Below are 19,497 nucleotides of genomic sequence, written 5' to 3'. Positions count from 1 at the left end.
CAGCAGCATGATGATGCCGAAGGTGCCCAGCGTGGTGAGCACGTAGCTGATCAGGTAGAACAGTGCCGACGAGTAGCCGTTGGCTGCCGAGAAGGTGTTGTTGGAGATGACCGTCGGCGTGAAGCCCAGCAGCATGAAACCGATCTGGCCGATGGTGGAATAGGCCAGCATGCGCTTGAGGTTGGACTGCGCGATGGCTGCGAGGTTGCCCAGCAGCATCGAGGCCACGGCCAGCAGGATCAGCATCTGTTGCCAGTCGGCGGCCACGCCCGACATGCCTTCGACCAGCAAGCGGAAGGTGATGGCGAAGGCGGCCAGCTTCGGAGCGCCGGCGATGAACAGCGTCACCGCGGTGGGTGCACCGTGGTAGACGTCGGGGATCCACATGTGGAACGGCACAGCGCCCAGCTTGAAGGCCAGGCCGGCCACCACGAACACCACGCCGAACACCAGCACGGCCTTGTTGATCTGGCCGGTGGCAATGGCGTTGAAGACCTGCGGGATGTCGAGCGAGCCGGTGGCGCCGTACATCATCGACAGGCCGTAGAGCAGGAAGCCGCTGGCCAGCGCGCCCAGCACGAAGTACTTCATCGCCGCCTCGGTGGCCTCGATGTTGTCGCGGCGCATGGCGGTCATGGCATAGAGCGACAGCGACATCAGCTCCAGGCCCAGGTAGACGATGAGGAAGTTGTTCGCCGAGAGCATCACCGAGATGCCCAGCAGCGAGAACAGGCTCAGCGTGAACAGCTCACCCTTGAGGATCTCACGGTGTTCAGCATACGGGCGGGCATAGGCCAGCGCCACCATCACCGTGATGGCGGCAAAAGCGCCCAGCAGATGGCCCAGCGGGTCGGTCACGACCATGCGCTGCATGCCGTAGACGGTAAAGCCACCGTCGAAGTACAGCCAGTGCATCACGGCCACCACGGCCAGCGTGGCCTGGGTCAGCAGGTAGGTTGGGGTGCGGCGCGGATGGGTGACCCACAGGTCCACCATGGCCACCACGCAGGCCATGCCCAGCAGCACGAGCTCGGGGTAGACGGCCAGCCAGTTCATGTCGTTCATGTTCTTTTGCTCAGTTCAGCTTTGACTCAATTGAGCTTAGAGACGGCCACGTGCTTCAGCAGCTCGGTCACGCTCACGTGCATGGTGTCGGTGAAAGGCTTCGGGTACAGACCCATCCACAGCACCGCAATGGCCAGCAAGGCCAGCATCAGGTACTCGCGTGCGTTGATGTCTTCCAGGGCACGCACGTCTTCGTTGGCCACGGCGCCGAAGTACACGCGCTTGACCATCCACAGCGTGTAGGCTGCGCCGAACACCAGCGTGGTGGCGGCCAAGGCGGCCAGCCAGAAGTTGACCTTCACGGTGCCCAGGATGACCATCCACTCGCCCACGAAACCGCCGGTGCCCGGCAGGCCGCAGTTGGCCATGGCAAAGAAGACGGCGAAGGCGGTGAACTTGGGCATGGTGTTGACCACGCCACCGTAGCTCGCGATCTCGCGCGAATGCACGCGGTCGTAGAGCACGCCGATGCACAGGAACATGGCGCCCGACACGAAGCCGTGCGAGATCATCTGCACCAGGCCGCCGGAGATGCCCAGTTCATTGAAGAGGAAGAAGCCCAGCGTCACGAAGCCCATGTGGGCGATCGACGAATAGGCCACCAGCTTCTTCATGTCCTGCTGTACCAGCGCCACCAGGCCGATGTAGACCACGGCAATCAGCGACAGGGCCACGACGACCCAGGTCCAGTGGTGGGCCGCATCGGGCGTGACGGGCAACGAGAAACGCAGGAAACCATAGGCTCCGAGCTTCAGCATGATGGCCGCCAGCACAACCGAACCGCCGGTGGGCGCCTCGACGTGGGCGTCGGGCAGCCAGGTGTGCACCGGCCACATCGGCACCTTGACGGCAAAGGCCGCAAAGAAGGCGAAGAAGAGCAAGGTCTGCTCTGTCATCGTGAGCGGCACGTCGTGCCAGGTCAGGATCTCGAAGCTGCTGCCCGACTTGAAGTACAGGAAGATCAGCGCGATCAGCATCAGCAGCGAGCCGGCCAGCGTGTAGAGGAAGAACTTGAACGCCGCATACACACGACGCGGCCCCCCCCACACGCCGATGATGATGTACATCGGGATCAGCGTCGCCTCGAAGAAGACATAGAACAGCAGTCCGTCGAGCGCCGAGAACACGCCAACCATGATGCCGGAGAGGATCAGGAACGCGCCCATGTACTGATTGACGCGCTCGGTGATCACCTCCCAGGCGGCGATCACCACGATGATGGTGATGAAGGCGGTGAGCAGCACGAACCACACCGAGATGCCGTCCAGGCCCAGGTGGTAGCGCACGTTGAAGCGCTCGATCCAGGCCAGGTTCTCCTGGAATTGCATCGCCGCGGTGCTGCTGTCGAAGCCCGTGATCAACGGAATGGTGACGAGGAAGCTGGCGATGGCGGCCACCAGCGCGAGCCAGCGCACGGTCTTGGCGTGCTCGTCACGGCCCAGAGCAAGCAACAGCACGCCGGACAGAATCGGCAACCAGATGGCAAGGCTAATCAAACCCATGTTCTTGTTCTCCGTGACCGATCAGCGCACGAGCATCGTGCGGAGGTAGGGCCACAACTGCCAGGTCATCAACCCGATCACACCCAGGATCATCACCAGCGCATACCAGTAGAGGTAGCCGGTCTGCACCAGACGCACCACCGAGGCGATGCCGCCGATGCCACGCGCCGTGCCGTTGATCAGCACACCGTCGATCACCGCGCCGTCACCGCCCTTCCACAGGCCGGTGCCGAGCAGACGCGCGCCAGCGGCGAGCACGTTCTCGTTGAACCAGTCGAAGTAGTACTTGTTCTCGAGGATGCGGTTGATGAAGCCGGTGCGTGCCTTGATGGCGGCGGGGATCTCGGGCTTGACCATGTAGAACACGTAGGCCGTGACCACACCGGCGAGCGCCAGCCAGAACGGCAGCGCAGTCAGGCCGTGCAAGGCCATGGCGCCGGCGCCATGGAAGGCCTCGGCCATCTCCTTCATCGCGTGGTGCTTGTCCAGGTTGAAGAAGATCGCGTCCTTGAAGAACTCTCCATACAGCATGGGCTGGATGGTCAGGTAGCCGATCACCACCGAGGGAATGGCCAGCAACACCAGCGGCAGCGTCACCACCCAGGGCGATTCGTGCGGAGCATGGTGCTCGCCATGGTCGTCATGGTGGTCGTGCTCGCCCGGGAAGGGCTTGTGATGGAAGTGCTCCTTGCCGTGGAAGACCAGGAAGTACATGCGGAAGGAATAGAAGGCCGTGACGAACACGCCGATCACCACCGCGTAGTAGGCGAACTGCGCGCCCCACAGGTGGCTCTCGTGGACGGCTTCGATGATGCTGTCCTTGGAATAGAAACCCGAGAACAGCGGCGTGCCGATCAGCGCCAGCGATCCCAGCAACGAGGTGATCCAGGTGATGGGCATGTACTTGCGCAGGCCGCCCATGTTGCGGATGTCCTGGTCGTGGTGCATGCCGATGATCACCGAGCCGGCCGCGAGGAACAGCAGCGCCTTGAAGAAGGCGTGCGTCATCAGGTGGAACACGGCCACCGAGTAAGCCGAAGCGCCCAACGCCACCGTCATGTAGCCCAGCTGCGAGAGCGTGGAGTACGCGACCACGCGCTTGATGTCGTTCTGGATGATGCCGAGGAAGCCCATGAACAACGCCGTGATGGCACCGATCACCAGCACGAAGCTGAGGGCCGTGTCCGACAGCTCGAACAGCGGCGACATGCGGGCCACCATGAAGATGCCGGCCGTCACCATGGTGGCGGCGTGGATCAGCGCCGAGATGGGGGTCGGGCCTTCCATCGAATCGGGCAGCCACACGTGCAGCGGGAACTGCGCACTCTTGCCCATGGCGCCGATGAAGAGGCAGATGCAGGTCACGGTGATCAACATCCACTCGGTGCCGGGGAAGTTGAGCTTGGCCAACTCATCACCCTTGGCAAACACCTCGCCGTAGTTGAGCGAGCCGGCAAACGCCACCAGCAGGCCGATGCCCAGGATGAAACCGAAGTCACCGACACGGTTGACCAGGAAGGCCTTCATGTTGGCGAAGATCGCCGTCGGCCTGGTGTACCAGAAGCCGATCAGCAGGTACGACACCAGACCCACCGCTTCCCAGCCGAAGAACAACTGCAGGAAGTTGTTGCTCATCACGAGCATCAACATCGAGAAGGTAAAGAGCGAGATGTACGAGAAGAAGCGCTGGTAGCCGTCGTCTTCTTCCATGTAGCCGATGGTGTAGATGTGCACCATCAGCGACACGAAGGTCACCACGCACATCATCATGGCCGACAGGCCGTCGATCAGGAAGCCGACCTCCATCTTCAGGCCGCCCAGGACCATCCATTCGTAGATGGTGGCGTTGAAGCGGGCTCCGCCGATCACGTCCTTGAGCGTGATGGCCGACAGGATGAAGGCGATCAGCACGCCCAGGATGGTGGCGATGTGCGATCCACGGCGGCCCACGGTCTTGCCGAAGAAGCCAGCGATGATGGCGCCGGCCAGCGGCGCCAGAGGCACCGCCAGCAGCAGGCTCGGAGAGAGTTGAGCTGACATCGGCTTAGCCCTTGAGCACGTCGAGCTCGTCGACGTTGATGTTGGATCGGTTGCGGAACAGCACCACCAGGATGGCCAGGCCGATGGCCGATTCGGCGGCTGCCACCGTCAGGATGAAGAACACGAACACCTGGCCCGCCATGTCGCCCAGGTAGTGCGAGAACGCCACGAAGTTGAGGTTCACGGCCAGCAGCATCAGCTCGATCGCCATCAGCAGCACGATCAGGTTCTTGCGGTTCAGGAAGATGCCGATCACCGACAGGGTGAACAGGATGGCACCCACCGTGAGGTAGTGGCCCAGCGACACCGAGCCCAGGGACAGACCGGTCATTTCGTTTCTCCCGAAGGCGGTGCAGGCGGCGCAGGGGGCGGTTCGACCACGGCCTGCATCTTGACGATGCGCAAGCGGTCGGCCTTCTTGACCTTGACGGCCTCCGCCGGATCAATCGCCTTGGTGTCCTTGCGCTTGCGCAGGGTCAACGCGATGGCCGCGATGATGGCCACGAGCAGCACCAGCGCTGCAATCTGCAGCGGATAGAGGTAGTGGGTGTAGATCTGGATGCCCAGCATCTTGGTGTTGCCGAGCTCGACGGCCTTGGCATCCGGGACAGGCGCAGAACGCAGATCGAAGCCGGGGATGAGCACCAAGGCCATTTCGAGCGCGATCACTACACCCACGAGTGCGGCTACCGGAAAGTGCTTCCAGAAGCCGACGCGGAGTGCCTCGACATTGATGTCGAGCATCATCACGACGAACAGGAACAGCACCATCACGGCGCCCACATAGACGAGTACCAACGAGATGGCGAGGAACTCGGCGCGCAGCAGCATCCAGACGCAAGAGGCCGAGAAGAAGGCCAGCACGAGGAAGAGCGCGGAATGCACGGCGCTGCGTGCGGTGATGACGCGGAACGCCGCCAGCAGCATCACGGCCGAGAAGATATAGAAGAGCGCGGTGGATGTATCCATGTTGTTCTCGGGCGCAAGCCCGCTCACCCTGAGGTATCGAAGGGTCAGCGATAGCGCGCGTCGGCCTCCTTGTTGGCGGCGATTTCTTTCTCGTAGCGGTCACCCACGGCGAGCAGCATGTCCTTGGTGAAGTACAGGTCGCCCCGCTTCTCACCGTGGTATTCGAAGATGTGCGTTTCGACAATCGAGTCGACCGGGCAGCTCTCTTCGCAGAAGCCGCAGAAGATGCACTTGGTCAGGTCGATGTCGTAGCGGGTGGTGCGGCGCGAGCCGTCGTCACGCACGTCGGATTCAATGGTGATCGCCATCGCCGGGCAGACCGCCTCGCACAGCTTGCAGGCGATGCAACGCTCTTCGCCGTTGTCATAGCGGCGCAGGGCATGCAGGCCACGGAAACGTGGACTCAGCGGGGTTTTCTCTTCCGGGAACTGGACGGTGATCGTGCGCGACAGGAAATGCCGGCCGGTCAGCGCCATGCCCTTGAAGAGCTCGGCCAGCATGAAGGTCGAAAACAGGTCTTTGACGGAAGCCATAGCAGCCATGGTGTTCTTCCCTTATTTCCAGATGTTCCAGGGCGACTGGATCCACAGCCCCACGACCACCAACCACACCAAGGTGATGGGGATGAAGATCTTCCATCCCAGACGCATGATCTGGTCGTAGCGGAAGCGCGGGAAGGTGGCGCGAACCCAGAGGAACACGGTGACGACGAGGAAGGTCTTGCCGAAGAGCCAGAACCAGTCCCAGAACCAGGCGGTGGCCTCGATCCAGGCCGGCGTCTGCATGCCGATGGCCGAGAAGGAGATCGGCGCGAGCCAGCCGCCGAGGAACATGGTCACGGCCAACGCCGAGACGAGGATCATGTTGGCGTACTCGGCCAGGAAGAACATGGCGAAGGCCATGCCCGAGTACTCGATCATGTGGCCGGCCACGATCTCCGATTCGCCTTCGACGACATCGAAGGGGTGGCGGTTGGTTTCTGCCAGGCCGGAGATGAAGTAGACGAGGAAGATGGGCAGCAGCGGCAGCCAGTTCCACGACAGGAAGCTCAGGCCCCGGTCGGCGAACATCCCCTTGCCCTGCCCCATCACGATGTCGGTCATGTTGAGGCTGGCCGAGACCATCAGCACCACCACGAGCGCAAAACCCATGGCGATCTCGTAGCTCACCATCTGCGCCGAAGCGCGCAGCGCACCGAGGAAGGCGTACTTCGAGTTGGATGCCCAGCCGGCGATGATCACACCGTAGACCTCGAGCGAGGTGATGGCCATCAGGAACAGCAGGCCGGCGTTGATGTTGGCCACGGCCTTGTCGGGACCGAAGGGCACCACGGCCCACGCCGCCAGCGCCGGCATGATGGTCATGATCGGGCCGAGCAGGAACAGGTTGCGGTTGGCCGCCGTGGGAAGAATGATCTCCTTGAAGATCAGCTTCACGGCATCGGCAATCGGCGTGAGCAAACCGAAGGGGCCGACACGGTTGGGGCCGGGGCGGATCTGTGTCCAGCCAATGGCCTTGCGCTCCCACAAGGTGAGGTAGGCCACGCAGATCATCAGCGGCGCCACCAGGGCGATGATCTTGATCAGCGACCACACGGTGGGCCAGGCACCACCGAGCAGCGAGCTTCCGAAGGCGTTGAAGCTGTCGATCATGCTCAAGCCCTCTCGACGGTGATGGCGCCGAACATCGCACCCAGCGATGCGGTGCACGGGTGGCCTGCAGGCACGCGCACGACGGTGGGGGCCAACGTGTCGTCGAGACGGGCCGGCAACACGGCGCTGGCACTGCCCTGCGAGACGCGGACCGAGGCCCCCTCAGCCAGGCGCAGTTGCGACCAAAGTGCCGGAGGCAGGCTGGCCACAGGCGGCCGAGCATCGGCCGTGAGCTGCAGCGAGGTGGCACGCCGCACCAGGGAGTCGGTGGCGTAGATGGGCACGTCGGCGACACGCTCCAAGCCCTGCGCGGCAGCCAACGAAGCGGTAACAGCCCCAGCCGTCTTATTGCTCAGGCGCGAGGCGATCGTCGAGACATCGCCCAGCGCCTCGGCACGGACTTCTTCCGACGTCTCGTACTCGAAACCCTTCACGCCCAGCAGGTTGCCCAGCACGCGCAACACCTTCCAGGCTGGACGGGCGTCACCCAAGGGTTTCACCACGCCATGGAAGCTCTGCACGCGGCCTTCGGCACTGACGAAGGTGCCCGAGGTTTCGGTGAACGGTGCGATGGGCAGCAGCACATCGGCGCTCTCGAGCGCAGCGCTCTTGAACGGGGTCAGCGCGACGACCATCTGGGCCGATTGCAGTGCGGCCAGTGCGGCGGCCGGGTTGGCCACATCGAAGGCCGGCTCGACGTTGAGCAGCACACAGGCCTTCAAGGCAGAGCCTTCGAGCATCTGGCCTGCGTTCAAGCCACCCTGGCCCGGCAAGGCGTTCACGAGTTGTGCGCCGACCGTGTTGGCGGCTTCCGTGAGGTAGCCCACCGAGGCACCGGTTTGCTCGCCAATCCAGTTGGCGAGCGACAACAATTGCGCGGCCTGCGGATGCTGGGCGGCGGCGTTGCCGAGCAGCACGGCCTTGCGTTCGCCGGCCAGCAGCGAGGCGGCAACGCCCTGCGCGTCGGAGCCCGCGTTCGCAGCCACCGGTGCAGCCACGCCCTTACTGGCAGCCACTGCGGCGGCCACTTCGGCCAGCGCCTGCGGCCACTGGCTCGGCGCGGCAGTGATGCGGCCAGCCATGGGCATCAACCAATCATCGTGCACGGCATGGAGGCTGTGCACCTTCGCGCCCTTGCGGGCGGCCTGGCGGATGCGCTGTGCGAACAGCGGGTGGTCCTTGCGCAGGAAGGAGCCCACCACGAAGGCACTCTGCATCGACGACAGCGAGGCCACGGTAGTGCCGAGCCAGCGCACGCCGGCCGTGTTGCCGAAGTCGGCATGGCGGGTGCGGTGGTCGATGTTCTCGCTGCCCAGGCCACGCACCAGCTTGGCCAGCAAATGCAGTTCCTCGGCGGTGCTGTGCGCCGAACCGAGCGCGCCGATGCTCTTGGCACCGTGATCGGCCTTGATCTGCTTCAGTCCATTGGCCACGTATTCGAGGGCGGTGGTCCAGTCGACCGGCTTCCACTCGCCGCCCTGCTTGATCATCGGTGCGGTGAGGCGCTCGTCGCTGTTGACGGCTTCGTACGAGAAGCGGTCGCGGTCGGCCAGCCAGCATTCGTTGATGTCTTCGTTCTCCAGCGGAACGACGCGCATCACCTTGTTGTTCTTGACCTGGACGATCAGGTTGGCGCCGGTGCTGTCGTGCGGACTCACGCTCTTGCGGCGCGACAGCTCCCAGGTGCGGGCGCTGTAACGGAAGGGCTTGCTGGTCAGCGCACCGACCGGGCAGATGTCGATCATGTTGCCCGAGAGCTCGGAGTCGACGGTGTCGCCGACCACGGTGGTGATCTCGGAGTGCTCGCCGCGGTGGATCATGCCCAGCTCCATGATCCCGGCCACTTCCTGGCCGAAACGCACGCAGCGGGTGCAGTGGATGCAGCGGCTCATCTCTTCCATCGAGATCAGCGGGCCGACGTCCTTGTGGAAGACGACGCGTTTTTCTTCGGTGTAGCGCGAAGACGAGCCGCCGTAGCCCACCGCCAGGTCCTGCAGCTGGCATTCGCCGCCCTGGTCGCAGATGGGGCAGTCGAGCGGGTGGTTGATGAGCAGGAACTCCATCACACCGGCTTGTGCCTTGAGCGCCTTGTCGCTCTTGGTGCGAACGATCATGCCCTGGGTGACGGGCGTGGCGCAGGCCGGCATGGGCTTGGGCGCCTTCTCCACGTCGACCAGGCACATGCGGCAGTTGGCCGCGATGGAAAGCTTCTTGTGATAGCAGAAGTGGGGGATGTAGGTGCCGGCCTTGTCGGCGGCATGCATCACCATGCTGCCTTCGGCAACCTCCACCTTCCGGCCGTCGAGTTCGATTTCGATCATGTCGTCGTTCTTTGCTTAGACCGTTCGTTGCTCAGACGTAAGCCGGGACCACGGCGGTCTTGTGCTCGATGAGGTGAACGAACTCATCGCGGAAGTGCTTGATCATGGCGCGCACCGGCATGGCGGCCGCGTCGCCCAGCGCGCAGATGGTGCGGCCCTGGATGTTGTCGGCCACCGAGTTGAGCAGGTCGATGTCTTCCATGCGGCCCTGGCCGTTGGCGATGCGCTCCACCACGCGGAAGAGCCAGCCTGTGCCTTCGCGGCAAGGCGTGCACTGGCCGCAGCTCTCGTGCATGTAGAAGTACGACAGGCGCAGCAGGCTCTTCACCATGTCGCGCGAGTCGTCCATCACGATCACAGCACCCGAGCCCAGCATGGAGCCGGCCTTGGCGATGGAGTCGTAGTCCATGGTGCACTCGTTCATGATGGCCGCCGGCAGCACGGGCGCCGATGAGCCGCCAGGAATCACGGCCTTGAGCTTGCGGCCGGTACGCACGCCGCCGGCCAGTTCGAGCAGCTTGGTGAACGGCGTGCCCAGCGGGATCTCATAGTTGCCGGGCTTGTTGACGTCGCCCACCACCGAGAAGATCTTGGTGCCGCCGTTGTTGGGCTTGCCGATCTCCAGGTAGGGCTGGCCGCCGTTGCGGATGATCCAGGGCACCGCAGCGAAGGTTTCGGTGTTGTTGATCGTGGTCGGTTTGCCGTACAGGCCGTAGCTCGCCGGGAACGGCGGCTTGAAGCGCGGCTGGCCCTTCTTGCCTTCCAGCGACTCGAGCAGCGCCGTCTCTTCGCCGCAGATGTAGGCGCCAAAACCGTGCGAGGCGTGGAGCTGGAAGTTGAACGACGAGCCGAGGATCTTGTCACCCAGGTAGCCGGCCGCACGTGCCTCTTCGAGGGCTGCTTCGAAGCGCTCGTAGACCTCGAAGATCTCGCCGTGAATGTAGTTGTAGCCGGTGGCGATGCCCATCGCGAAGGCGGCAATGGCCATGCCTTCGATCACGATGTGCGGGTTGAACATCAGGATGTCGCGGTCCTTGCAGGTGCCGGGCTCGCCTTCGTCGGAGTTGCAGACGAGGTACTTGGCGCCCGGGTACATGCGCGGCATGAAGCTCCACTTCAGGCCGGTCGGGAAGCCCGCGCCGCCGCGTCCGCGCAGGCCCGAGGTCTTGACTTCGGCGATCACCTGCTCGGGTGTCATCGGCTCGGCACCGTTGGCGCCCTGGAGGATCTTGCGCAGCGCCTGGTAGCCGCCGCGCGCCTCGTAGTCCTTCAGCGACCAGTTCTTGCCGTCAAGCCCGTCATAGATCTGGGCGCCGATGTGGCGGCCATGGAAGCAGGTCTCGGTGCCGGTGGACTGGAATTTGGAGAGGTCCAGCTGGGGTTGCATCGTGGGAACCTCGTTCAGTTCTTGGCGCCAGCGCGCAAGGTGTCGACCAGCGCATCCAGGCGCGGCTCGTCCATGAAGCTGCACATCTGGCGGTCGTTTACCAGCAGCACCGGCGCATCCGCGCAAGCGCCCAGGCATTCGCTCTTCTGGACGGTGAAGACGCCGTCGGCCGTCGTGCCCCCCTCTTCCACGCCCAGCTTGTGGCACAGGTGGTTCAGCGCCGACTGGCCGCTGCGCAGCTGGCACGGCAGGTTGGTGCAGACGTTGAGCTTGAAGGTGCCCAGCGGCTGCTGGTTGTACATGTTGTAGAAGGTCGTCACCTCGTGCACCGCGATGGGCGGCATGCCGAGGTAGTCGGCGATCATCTTCTCGCTCTCGGCAGAAACGAAGCCCTGCTCCTGCTGCACGATGGCCAGGCAGGCCATCACGGCCGACTGCTTCTGGTCGGCGGGGTACTTGGCGACTTCTTTGTCGAAGCGGGCGCGCGTCGCGTCGGACAGCGGCGTGGCGACGGAACTCATCGGTCGATCTCTCCAAACACAATGTCCATCGTGCCGATCACGGCCACGGCGTCGGCGATCATGTGACCGCGTGCCATTTCGTCCAGCGCCGCAAGGTGCGGGAAGCCGGGCGGACGGATCTTCAGTCGGTAAGGCTTGTTCGCACCGTCGCTGATCAGGTAGATGCCGAATTCGCCCTTCGGGTGCTCGACGGCGGCATACACCTCGCCTTCGGGCACGTGGAAGCCTTCGGTGAAGAGCTTGAAGTGGTGGATCAACTCTTCCATGCTGGACTTCATGTCCACGCGCGAAGGCGGAGCCACCTTGTGGTTGTCGGTGATCACCGGGCCGGGGTTGGCCTTCAGCCACTTCACGCACTGCTGGATGATGCGATTGGCTTCACGCATCTCCTGCACGCGCACGAGGTAGCGGTCGTAGGTGTCGCCGTTGGTGCCCAGCGGCACGTCGAAGTCCATGCGTTCATAGACGTCGTAGGGCTGGTTCTTGCGCAAATCCCACTGGATGCCGCTGCCACGCAGCATGGGACCGGTGAAGCCGAGGTTCAGCGCACGCTCCGGCGTGACCACGCCGATGCCGACGGTGCGCTGCTTCCAGATGCGGTTGTCGGTGAGCAGGGTCTCGTAGTCGTCGACGTTGGCCGGGAAACGCTGGCAGAAGTCTTCGATGAAGTCGAGCAGCGAGCCGGAGCGGTTCTCGTTGAGCTTGGAGATCGCCTTGGCGTTGCGGATCTTCGAGACCTTGTACTGCGGCATCGAGTCCGGCAGGTCGCGGTACACGCCGCCCGGGCGGAAGTACGCCGCATGCATGCGCGCGCCCGAAGCGGCCTCGTACATGTCGAACAGGTCTTCGCGCTCGCGGAAGCAGTAGATGAGCATGTTCATCGCGCCGCAATCCAGCCCGTGCGCGCCCAGCCACATCAGGTGGTTCAGCAAGCGGGTGATCTCGGCGAACATCACACGGATGTATTGCGCGCGCTCGGGCACCTCGATGCCCATCAGCCGCTCGATGGCCAGGCAGTAGGCATGCTCGTTGGACATCATCGACACGTAGTCGAGGCGGTCCATATAAGGCAGTGACTGAATGTAGGTCTTGCTCTCGGCCAGCTTCTCGGTGGCGCGGTGCAGCAGACCGATGTGCGGGTCGGCGCGTTGGATCACTTCGCCGTCGAGCTCGAGCACCAGGCGCAGCACGCCGTGGGCTGCCGGGTGCTGGGGGCCGAAGTTCAGCGTGTAGTTCTTGATCTCAGCCATGTCAGTGGAGGCCGCCGTAGTTGTCTTCGCGGATGATGCGCGGCGTGATCTCGCGCGGCTCGATGGTCACCGGCTGGTAGATCACGCGCTTCTGTTCCGGGTCGTAGCGCATCTCGACGTGGCCGGAGGTCGGGAAGTCCTTGCGGAACGGGTGGCCGATGAAACCGTAGTCGGTCAGGATGCGGCGCAGGTCGACGTGGCCTTCGAACAGGATGCCGTAGAGGTCGAAGGCTTCGCGCTCGAACCAGTTGGCCGAGTTCCACACCGGCGTGACCGAGGCGACCGACGGCAGGTCGTCATCGGGGCAGAACACCTTGAGGCGAACGCGCCAGTTGTGCTTGACCGACAGCAGGTGCGACACGGCGCCGAAACGCGGCCCTTCCTGCGGTTCGTCCTTGTAGGCGGAGTAGTCGACGCCACAGATGTCGACCAGCTGCTCGAAGTGCAGCGTCGCGTCGTCTCGCAGCTGGGTGGCCACTGCAAGGTAGTCGGATGCCGCCACGGTGATGGTGATTTCGCCGCGGTCGCGCACCAGCTTCTTGATGCGCGCGCCGAGCGCGGCTTCGAGCGCCGCCTGGAGGGTGTCGAGTCTGCTCATGGTGCTCAGCGGGCGATGGTGTTTTCGCGGCGGATCTTCGACTGCAATTGCAGGATGCCGTACAGCAGCGCCTCTGCCGTGGGAGGGCAACCGGGCACGTAGACGTCCACGGGGACGATGCGGTCGCAACCACGCACCACCGAGTAGCTGTAGTGGTAGTAGCCGCCACCGTTGGCACAGGAGCCCATCGACAACACCCAGCGCGGCTCGGCCATCTGGTCATAGACCTTGCGCAGGGCCGGCGCCATCTTGTTGCAGAGGGTGCCGGCCACGATCATCAGATCGCTCTGCCGCGGGCTTGGGCGGAAAAGCATGCCGAAGCGGTCGATGTCGTAGCGGGCCGCGCCCGCATGCATCATCTCGACGGCACAGCAGGCCAGACCGAAGGTCATGGGCCACAGCGAGCCTGTCTTGGACCAGTTGATCAGCGCGTCGACACTGGTCGTGACGAAGCCCTCTTTCAGAACGCCTTCGATGCCCATTGGCTTACTCCCAGTCCAGGGCACCCTTTTTCCATTCGTAGGCGAAGCCCACGACCAGAATGCCCAGGAACAACATCATGGCCCAGAAGCCCGCCACACCGATCTCGCGCAGGGCCACGGCCCAGGGGAAGAGGAAGGCGATTTCCAGGTCGAACAGGATGAAGAGGATGGCGACCAGGTAGTAGCGCACATCGAACTTCATGCGAGCGTCTTCGAAGGCTTCGAAGCCGCACTCGTAGGGGGAATTCTTGGCGGCGTCAGGACGACGCGGGCCGAACAGGAAGCCAAGCACCTGAGGCGCCACACCCACCGCCACACCAACCAGGATGAACAAGATCACAGGAAGGTAGGGGGCCAGATTCATGGTGCGTTTGTTTGGCTTTGGATTACGGCAAGGCACCGGGTAAGCGCCTTGCCGATAGATCTGGTGCCGACGGCGAGACTCGAACTCGCACAGCTTTCGCCACTACCCCCTCAAGATAGCGTGTCTACCAATTTCACCACGTCGGCCTAACTGCAACTGCCTTAGCAACGGCATCTGGATCGCATGAGGAGTGGCTCACCAGACAGCCGCAAATTCTAACCTGAAACACCTCGTGATCTCTGCCGACTGCTGCATCGCAGCAGTCGGTTATTGAGCATTGTCAGAGGCTCGAGCGGAGTTCACTTCACCGGAATCGCAGGCGCTGACGCTGCAGGAACCGGAGCAGGCGCGGCAGCCGATGCACCAGGCGCCGCACCCGGGATGGGCATCGCGCCACCAGCAGGCGCGCTCGCGGCAGCACCGGCACGATCGAGCACGCTGGTGCCGACTGCACCACCACGGTTGTTGGCCGTGTAGGCCAGCGCGAGCGTGCAGCAGAAGAACACGGCCGCACACACCGCGGTGGAACGCGACAGGAAGTTCGCGCTGCCGGTTGCACCAAAGAGGCTGCCGGATGCACCACTGCCGAAGGAAGCACCCATGTCCGCACCCTTGCCGTGCTGGATCAGCACCAGCCCGATCATGACCAGTGCCGCAATGATCTGCAGGGCCACCACGACGTTCATCAACACTTGCATTTCTTATTGCTCCAAAAAATTCTTCAGACTTGCTTCAGCAGCGATCAGCTGGCGGCTTTGCAGATGGCGGCGAAATCCGACGCCTTGAGGGAGGCCCCACCGATCAGGCCGCCGTCGATGTCGGGCTGCCCGAACAGCTGCACCGCGTTGTCGGCCTTCACGCTGCCGCCATAGAGGATCAACATCTCATCCGACTTCTCGGTGGCTGCGTGCAACTGCGCACGCAGCAGCGCGTGCACCGCCTGAGCCTGCTCCGGCGTGGCCGTCTTGCCAGTACCGATCGCCCACACCGGCTCATACGCCACGACGACCTGCGAGATGCAATGGCCGAGCGTATGGATCACGGCCGAGAGCTGGCGCTTCACCACCACATCGGTCTGACCGGCTTCGCGTTCGGCCAGCGTCTCACCCACGCAGACGATGGGCGTGAGCTTGTGCGCCAGCGCAATCTTGGCCTTGTCGGCGACGAGCTGGTCTGATTCACCGTGGTACGCGCGGCGCTCCGAGTGGCCGACGATGGCGTAGTGGCAGCCGAACTCGGCCAGCATCGCAGCCGACACCTCGCCGGTGTAGGCACCCGACTCATGCGCCGAGCAGTCTTGTGCCCCCCAGAGGATCCGGCTGCCTTGCAGCGACAGCGCCACGTCGGCCAGATAAGGGAATGGCGCGCACACCGCGACACCTGCGTCCCAGGGCTCGGCCGCCTTCAGCGCAGCCAGCAGCTCGGCATTGGCCACGCGGCCGCCGTTCATCTTCCAGTTGCCCACCACCAGTTTGCGACGCATGGGTTTGCTTTCCTTGGGGTTCACCACGTCAACACGAGCTTGCCGATGTGCTCGTTCGATTCCATCAGCGCATGAGCCTGCGCGGCCTGTTCCGCAGGAAACACCTTGTAGATCACAGGCTTGACCTTGCCGCTTTCCAGCCAGGGCCACACGGTCTGCTTGAGCGACTTCGCGATTGCGGCCTTGAAAACCACCGGCCGTGGCCGCAAGGTCGAACCCGTGACGGTGAGACGCTTGCGCATCACCACGCCCGCGTCGATCTGCGCTTCGACGCCGCCCTGCACGGCAATCACGACGAGACGACCATCTTCGGCCATGCAGCCCAGTTCACGCGCAACGTAGGAGCCAGCCACCATGTCAAGCACGACGTTCGCGCCGCGCTTGTCGGTGAGGCGCATCACCTCGGCGGCGAAGTCCTGGCTGCGGTAGTTGATGGCGTGATCCGCACCCAGCTTGACGCAGGCTGCACACTTCTCGTCGCTGCCCGCGGTGGCGATGACCGTGGCACCGAACGCCTTGGCGAGTTGAATCGCCGTCACGCCGATGCCACTGGTTCCACCCTGAACGAGCAGGGTTTCCCCCGGCTGCAGGCGGGCACGGTCGAACACGTTCGACCAGACGGTGAAGAAGGTTTCAGGCAGGCTGGCTGCCTCGATATCGCTCAAACCCGCAGGCACTGGCAGACACTGCCCGACCGGTGCCACGCACAGCTCGGCATAGCCGCCTCCGGCCACCAACGCGCACACGCGGTCGCCGATCTTCAGGCCGGCCGCCGCCATGGCAGCACTGTCGCCATCGACGATGCTGCCGGCCACTTCCAACCCGGGCAGGTCGGAAGCACCCGGCGGCACGGGGTAGTGCCCCTTGCGTTGCAGCACGTCGGGGCGGTTGACTCCCGCCGCTGCGACCCGGATCAGCAACTCACCGGCACCCGCAAGCGGGGCCGGCCGCTCGGCAGGACGCAGAACTTCGGGTGCGCCGTAAGACGCGATTTCGATGGCTTTCATGGTGCGGGCTCGGCAACGGGCCGCAAGCGGCCCGTCGTCGTCACTCGTGCGCAGCTTGGGGTTCGCGCTCGATCAGGGCCTTCATCGACAGCTTGACGCGGCCCTTCTCGTCAGTCTCGAGCACCTTGACCTTGACGATCTGGCCTTCCTTCAGGAAGTCGGTGACCTTCTCGACGCGCTGGTGCGCAATCTGGCTGATGTGCAGCAGGCCGTCCTTGCCAGGCAGCAGGTTCACGAGCGCACCGAACTCCAGGATCTTGGTGATCGGGCCTTCGTAGACCTTGCCCACTTCCACTTCAGCGGTGATCTCTTCGATGCGCTTCTTGGCGTGAGCCGCCTTGTCGGCATCGGCCGAGGCGATGGTGATGGTGCCGTCTTCGCCGATGTCGATCGTGGTGCCGGTCTCTTCGGTCAGCGCGCGGATGGTCGCGCCGCCCTTGCCGATCACGTCACGGATCTTCTCGGGGTTGATCTTCATGGTGTACAGGCGCGGAGCGAACTGCGACACCTCGGCCTTGGCCTCGCCCATCGCTTCGGTCATCTTGCCGAGGATGTGCAGGCGGGCTTCCTTGGCCTGGGCCAGGGCGACCTGCATGATCTCCTTGGTGATGCCCTGGATCTTGATGTCCATCTGCAGGGCGGTCACACCGGCGGTCGTGCCGGCCACCTTGAAGTCCATGTCGCCCAGGTGATCTTCGTCACCCAGGATGTCGGTCAGCACGGCGAAGCGGTTGCCTTCCTTGATCAGGCCCATGGCGATACCGGCCACGTGAGCCTTGAGCGGGACGCCAGCGTCCATCAGCGCCAGGCAGCCACCGCAGACAGAAGCCATCGACGAGGAACCATTGGATTCGGTGATCTCCGACACCACGCGCATCGAGTAGGGGAACTCGACGCGATCCGGCAGCACGGCGACGAGCGCGCGCTTGGCCAGGCGGCCGTGGCCAATCTCACGACGCTTCGGGGTGCCGACGCGGCCGGTTTCGCCGGTGGCGAACGGAGGCATGTTGTAGTGGAGCATGAAGTGCTCGCTGAACTCGCCAGCCAGCGCGTCGATCTTCTGCGAGTCACGGTCGGTACCCAGCGTGGCAGCGACGAGCGCCTGCGTTTCACCGCGGGTGAACAGCGCCGAGCCGTGCACGCGCGGCAGCACGCCGTTGCGGATCTCGATCTGGCGCACGGTGCGGGTGTCGCGGCCATCGATGCGCGGCTCGCCCGAGAGGATCTGGCTGCGCACGATCTTGGCTTCGATGTCGAACAGCACGTTGTCGACCTTCACCTTGTCGAAGGCGGCGCCTTCGGCTTCCAGTGCAGCAACCACGTCGGCCGTGGCCTGGCGGGTGGCTTGCGTGCGGGCCTGCTTGGAGCGGATCTGGTAGGCCGCACGCAGCTTCTCTTCGGCCAGGGCACCGATCTTGGCGATGAAGGCCTCGTCCTTGGCGGGCGGCTGCCAGTCCCAGGCCGGCTTGCCGGCGTCACGCACCAGGTCGTTGATGGCGGCGATGGCGATGTTGCCTTGCTCGTGGCCGAACACCACGCCGCCGAGCATCACTTCTTCGCTCAGTTGCTGAGCCTCGGACTCGACCATCAGCACGGCGGCTTCGGTGCCCGCGACGACCAGGTCCAGCTTGGAGTCGGCCAGCTCGGTCTTGCCCGGGTTGAGCACGAACTCGCCGTTGATGTAGCCCACGCGCGCCGCGCCGATGGGGCCGGCGAACGGGATGCCGGAGACCGCGAGCGCGGCGCTCGACGCGATCATCGCGGCGATGTCGGCATCGACCTCGGGGTTCAGCGAGAGGACGTGCACGACGACCTGCACTTCGTTGAAGAAGCCTTCCGGGAACAGCGGGCGGATCGGGCGGTCGATCAGGCGCGAGGTGAGCGTCTCGTGCTCGCTCGGGCGGCCTTCGCGCTTGAAGAAGCTGCCGGGGATCTTGCCGGCGGCGTAGGTCTTCTCGATGTAGTCGACCGTCAGCGGGAAGAAGTCCTGGCCGGGCTTCGCCTCGCGGCGGGCGACGACCGTGGCCAGCACCACGGTGCCTTCGATGTCGACGAGGACGGCGCCGGTGGCCTGGCGCGCGATCTCGCCGGTTTCCATGCGGACGGCGTGCGGACCCCACTGGAACGACTTGACGACCTTGTTGAACATGCTCATTTTCTTGTCTCTCCGTCAGAGTTGGAAGGCGCCAGGTTCGGCGGCGCCTGAAGCCGGGAGGGCACCGAGACGGTGGCGGGATGCCATTCCAGCGCGGCTCGTACAGGCGTGCGGCGCAGGCCTCGCCCAGTCCGAGCCGCGTTGGAATGACACATCGGCGCCATGCCGCTCGCGTCCGCTCCAAACACGAAGAGCCTGTGCTGGAGGGTTCCAGACAGGCTCTCTTCGATCATCGGTCGATTACTTGCGCAGGCCCAGCTTCTGGATCAGCGCGGTGTAGCGCTCGGCATCCTTGGCCTTGAGGTAGGCCAGCAGGCTCTTGCGCTGGTTGACCATCTTCAGCAGGCCGCGGCGGCCGTGATGGTCCTTCATGTGCTGCTTGAAGTGCGGCGTCAGCTCGTTGATGCGGGCGGTGAGCAGCGCGACCTGGACTTCGGGGGATCCCGTGTCCGCGGTACCGCGCGCATGCGCCTTGACGATATCGGCCTTGATGATGTCGGCGACTGCCATGAGGTTTTCCTGAGTGGGACGGAAACCGGCAGCGCCCTCACCTGCAGCCCTTGGCGAGCCCGGTGCTGCAACGCCGCGCTCACCTGGGACGGTGGATGCGACGCCTGCGCGGTTTCCTGATGACGACTTGCGAACCCGGGTGAAACCGACCCGAGCCGTGCTGTGCTCCACACGAAGCATCGTGCAGAACC

The 19,497-nt window shown here is 64.1% G+C and carries 19 protein-coding genes and 1 tRNA gene; all 20 read right to left on the bottom strand.

Annotated features, from left to right (window positions below; translation table 11 throughout):
* The coding region (locus VFL64_RS04375) for an NADH-quinone oxidoreductase subunit N (RefSeq protein WP_489539166.1) at nucleotides 1-1,065 on the bottom strand (1,065 nt) is incomplete at its 3' end.
* A 26-nt stretch (nucleotides 1,066-1,091) separates the two neighbouring features.
* Complete coding sequence (locus VFL64_RS04370; RefSeq protein ID WP_489539165.1) at nucleotides 1,092-2,567, bottom strand: NADH-quinone oxidoreductase subunit M; 1,476 nt, start codon at nucleotides 2,565-2,567, stop codon at nucleotides 1,092-1,094.
* A gap of 21 nt (nucleotides 2,568-2,588) precedes the next feature.
* Nucleotides 2,589-4,607: an NADH-quinone oxidoreductase subunit L gene (nuoL, locus tag VFL64_RS04365; RefSeq protein ID WP_489539164.1), complete on the bottom strand. Its 2,019-nt coding sequence runs from the start codon at nucleotides 4,605-4,607 to the stop codon at nucleotides 2,589-2,591.
* 4 nt (nucleotides 4,608-4,611) lie between these two features.
* On the bottom strand, nucleotides 4,612-4,938 hold the full coding sequence (nuoK, locus tag VFL64_RS04360) for an NADH-quinone oxidoreductase subunit NuoK (RefSeq protein ID WP_489539163.1): 327 nt from the start codon (nucleotides 4,936-4,938) through the stop codon (nucleotides 4,612-4,614).
* Entirely contained in the window at nucleotides 4,935-5,576 is a 642-nt protein-coding gene (locus VFL64_RS04355; protein ID WP_489539162.1) for an NADH-quinone oxidoreductase subunit J, read from the bottom strand. Before VFL64_RS04355 ends, nuoK begins: the two co-directional genes overlap by 4 nt.
* 44 nt (nucleotides 5,577-5,620) lie before the next feature.
* Nucleotides 5,621-6,118 (bottom strand): NADH-quinone oxidoreductase subunit NuoI, encoded by a 498-nt coding sequence (gene nuoI, locus VFL64_RS04350; protein ID WP_489539161.1) that lies wholly within the window; start codon nucleotides 6,116-6,118, stop codon nucleotides 5,621-5,623.
* Between the two features lie 12 nt (nucleotides 6,119-6,130).
* Complete coding sequence (gene nuoH / locus VFL64_RS04345) at nucleotides 6,131-7,228, bottom strand: NADH-quinone oxidoreductase subunit NuoH (RefSeq protein ID WP_489539160.1); 1,098 nt, start codon at nucleotides 7,226-7,228, stop codon at nucleotides 6,131-6,133.
* 2 nt (nucleotides 7,229-7,230) lie between these two features.
* Nucleotides 7,231-9,549, bottom strand: a complete 2,319-nt coding sequence (nuoG, locus tag VFL64_RS04340; RefSeq protein WP_489539159.1) for an NADH-quinone oxidoreductase subunit NuoG — start codon at nucleotides 9,547-9,549, stop codon at nucleotides 7,231-7,233.
* Between the two features lie 31 nt (nucleotides 9,550-9,580).
* Nucleotides 9,581-10,936, bottom strand: a complete 1,356-nt coding sequence (gene nuoF, locus VFL64_RS04335; protein ID WP_489539158.1) for an NADH-quinone oxidoreductase subunit NuoF — start codon at nucleotides 10,934-10,936, stop codon at nucleotides 9,581-9,583.
* Nucleotides 10,937-10,950: 14 nt separating this feature from the next.
* Entirely contained in the window at nucleotides 10,951-11,457 is a 507-nt protein-coding gene (locus tag VFL64_RS04330; RefSeq protein ID WP_489539157.1) for an NADH-quinone oxidoreductase subunit NuoE family protein, read from the bottom strand.
* Entirely contained in the window at nucleotides 11,454-12,707 is a 1,254-nt protein-coding gene (locus VFL64_RS04325) for an NADH-quinone oxidoreductase subunit D (protein WP_489539156.1), read from the bottom strand. Before VFL64_RS04325 ends, VFL64_RS04330 begins: the two co-directional genes overlap by 4 nt.
* Nucleotide 12,708: 1 nt before the next feature.
* Nucleotides 12,709-13,305 (bottom strand): NADH-quinone oxidoreductase subunit C, encoded by a 597-nt coding sequence (locus VFL64_RS04320; protein WP_489539155.1) that lies wholly within the window; start codon nucleotides 13,303-13,305, stop codon nucleotides 12,709-12,711.
* A gap of 5 nt (nucleotides 13,306-13,310) precedes the next feature.
* Nucleotides 13,311-13,787: a NuoB/complex I 20 kDa subunit family protein gene (locus VFL64_RS04315; protein WP_489539154.1), complete on the bottom strand. Its 477-nt coding sequence runs from the start codon at nucleotides 13,785-13,787 to the stop codon at nucleotides 13,311-13,313.
* A 4-nt stretch (nucleotides 13,788-13,791) separates the two neighbouring features.
* A complete protein-coding gene (locus tag VFL64_RS04310) occupies nucleotides 13,792-14,151 on the bottom strand; it encodes an NADH-quinone oxidoreductase subunit A (RefSeq protein ID WP_489539153.1) in 360 nt (119 codons plus the stop codon).
* Between the two features lie 61 nt (nucleotides 14,152-14,212).
* Nucleotides 14,213-14,297: transfer RNA gene (locus VFL64_RS04305), tRNA-Leu, on the bottom strand.
* Between the two features lie 153 nt (nucleotides 14,298-14,450).
* Complete coding sequence (gene secG, locus VFL64_RS04300; RefSeq protein ID WP_489539152.1) at nucleotides 14,451-14,849, bottom strand: preprotein translocase subunit SecG; 399 nt, start codon at nucleotides 14,847-14,849, stop codon at nucleotides 14,451-14,453.
* Nucleotides 14,850-14,893: 44 nt separating this feature from the next.
* Entirely contained in the window at nucleotides 14,894-15,634 is a 741-nt protein-coding gene (tpiA, locus tag VFL64_RS04295; RefSeq protein WP_489539151.1) for a triose-phosphate isomerase, read from the bottom strand.
* 20 nt (nucleotides 15,635-15,654) lie between these two features.
* Nucleotides 15,655-16,641 (bottom strand): NAD(P)H-quinone oxidoreductase, encoded by a 987-nt coding sequence (locus VFL64_RS04290; RefSeq protein ID WP_489539150.1) that lies wholly within the window; start codon nucleotides 16,639-16,641, stop codon nucleotides 15,655-15,657.
* 40 nt (nucleotides 16,642-16,681) lie between these two features.
* Nucleotides 16,682-18,796, bottom strand: a complete 2,115-nt coding sequence (gene pnp, locus VFL64_RS04285; RefSeq protein ID WP_489539149.1) for a polyribonucleotide nucleotidyltransferase — start codon at nucleotides 18,794-18,796, stop codon at nucleotides 16,682-16,684.
* Between the two features lie 240 nt (nucleotides 18,797-19,036).
* Nucleotides 19,037-19,306, bottom strand: coding sequence for a 30S ribosomal protein S15 (gene rpsO, locus VFL64_RS04280; protein WP_489539148.1), 270 nt, complete (start codon nucleotides 19,304-19,306; stop codon nucleotides 19,037-19,039).
* Between the last annotated feature and the right edge of the window lie 191 nt (nucleotides 19,307-19,497).

The sequence above is a fragment of the Rhizobacter sp. genome (assembly GCF_035702065.1).
Classification (GTDB): domain Bacteria; phylum Pseudomonadota; class Gammaproteobacteria; order Burkholderiales; family Burkholderiaceae_C; genus Rhizobacter.
The sequence above is the reverse complement of the archived record's forward strand: the minus strand, read 5'-3'. Positions and strand labels throughout refer to the sequence as shown.

Excerpts from the sequence above, each read along its gene's own strand:
- VFL64_RS04355 (WP_489539162.1), bottom strand. The coding sequence starts at position 5,576 with ATGGATACATCCACCGCGCTCTTCTATATCTTCTCGGCCGTGATGCTG.
- VFL64_RS04315 (WP_489539154.1), bottom strand. The coding sequence starts at position 13,787 with ATGGGCATCGAAGGCGTTCTGAAAGAGGGCTTCGTCACGACCAGTGTC.
- secG (WP_489539152.1), bottom strand. The coding sequence starts at position 14,849 with ATGCAAGTGTTGATGAACGTCGTGGTGGCCCTGCAGATCATTGCGGCA.
- VFL64_RS04370 (WP_489539165.1), bottom strand. The coding sequence starts at position 2,567 with ATGGGTTTGATTAGCCTTGCCATCTGGTTGCCGATTCTGTCCGGCGTG.
- tpiA (WP_489539151.1), bottom strand. The coding sequence starts at position 15,634 with ATGCGTCGCAAACTGGTGGTGGGCAACTGGAAGATGAACGGCGGCCGC.
- nuoF (WP_489539158.1), bottom strand. The coding sequence starts at position 10,936 with ATGCAACCCCAGCTGGACCTCTCCAAATTCCAGTCCACCGGCACCGAG.
- VFL64_RS04330 (WP_489539157.1), bottom strand. The coding sequence starts at position 11,457 with ATGAGTTCCGTCGCCACGCCGCTGTCCGACGCGACGCGCGCCCGCTTC.
- VFL64_RS04310 (WP_489539153.1), bottom strand. The coding sequence starts at position 14,151 with ATGAATCTGGCCCCCTACCTTCCTGTGATCTTGTTCATCCTGGTTGGT.
- nuoI (WP_489539161.1), bottom strand. The coding sequence starts at position 6,118 with ATGGCTGCTATGGCTTCCGTCAAAGACCTGTTTTCGACCTTCATGCTG.
- VFL64_RS04320 (WP_489539155.1), bottom strand. The coding sequence starts at position 13,305 with ATGAGCAGACTCGACACCCTCCAGGCGGCGCTCGAAGCCGCGCTCGGC.
- nuoK (WP_489539163.1), bottom strand. The coding sequence starts at position 4,938 with ATGACCGGTCTGTCCCTGGGCTCGGTGTCGCTGGGCCACTACCTCACG.
- nuoL (WP_489539164.1), bottom strand. The coding sequence starts at position 4,607 with ATGTCAGCTCAACTCTCTCCGAGCCTGCTGCTGGCGGTGCCTCTGGCG.
- VFL64_RS04325 (WP_489539156.1), bottom strand. The coding sequence starts at position 12,707 with ATGGCTGAGATCAAGAACTACACGCTGAACTTCGGCCCCCAGCACCCG.
- nuoG (WP_489539159.1), bottom strand. The coding sequence starts at position 9,549 with ATGATCGAAATCGAACTCGACGGCCGGAAGGTGGAGGTTGCCGAAGGC.
- VFL64_RS04290 (WP_489539150.1), bottom strand. The coding sequence starts at position 16,641 with ATGAAAGCCATCGAAATCGCGTCTTACGGCGCACCCGAAGTTCTGCGT.
- nuoH (WP_489539160.1), bottom strand. The coding sequence starts at position 7,228 with ATGATCGACAGCTTCAACGCCTTCGGAAGCTCGCTGCTCGGTGGTGCC.
- pnp (WP_489539149.1), bottom strand. The coding sequence starts at position 18,796 with ATGAGCATGTTCAACAAGGTCGTCAAGTCGTTCCAGTGGGGTCCGCAC.
- rpsO (WP_489539148.1), bottom strand. The coding sequence starts at position 19,306 with ATGGCAGTCGCCGACATCATCAAGGCCGATATCGTCAAGGCGCATGCG.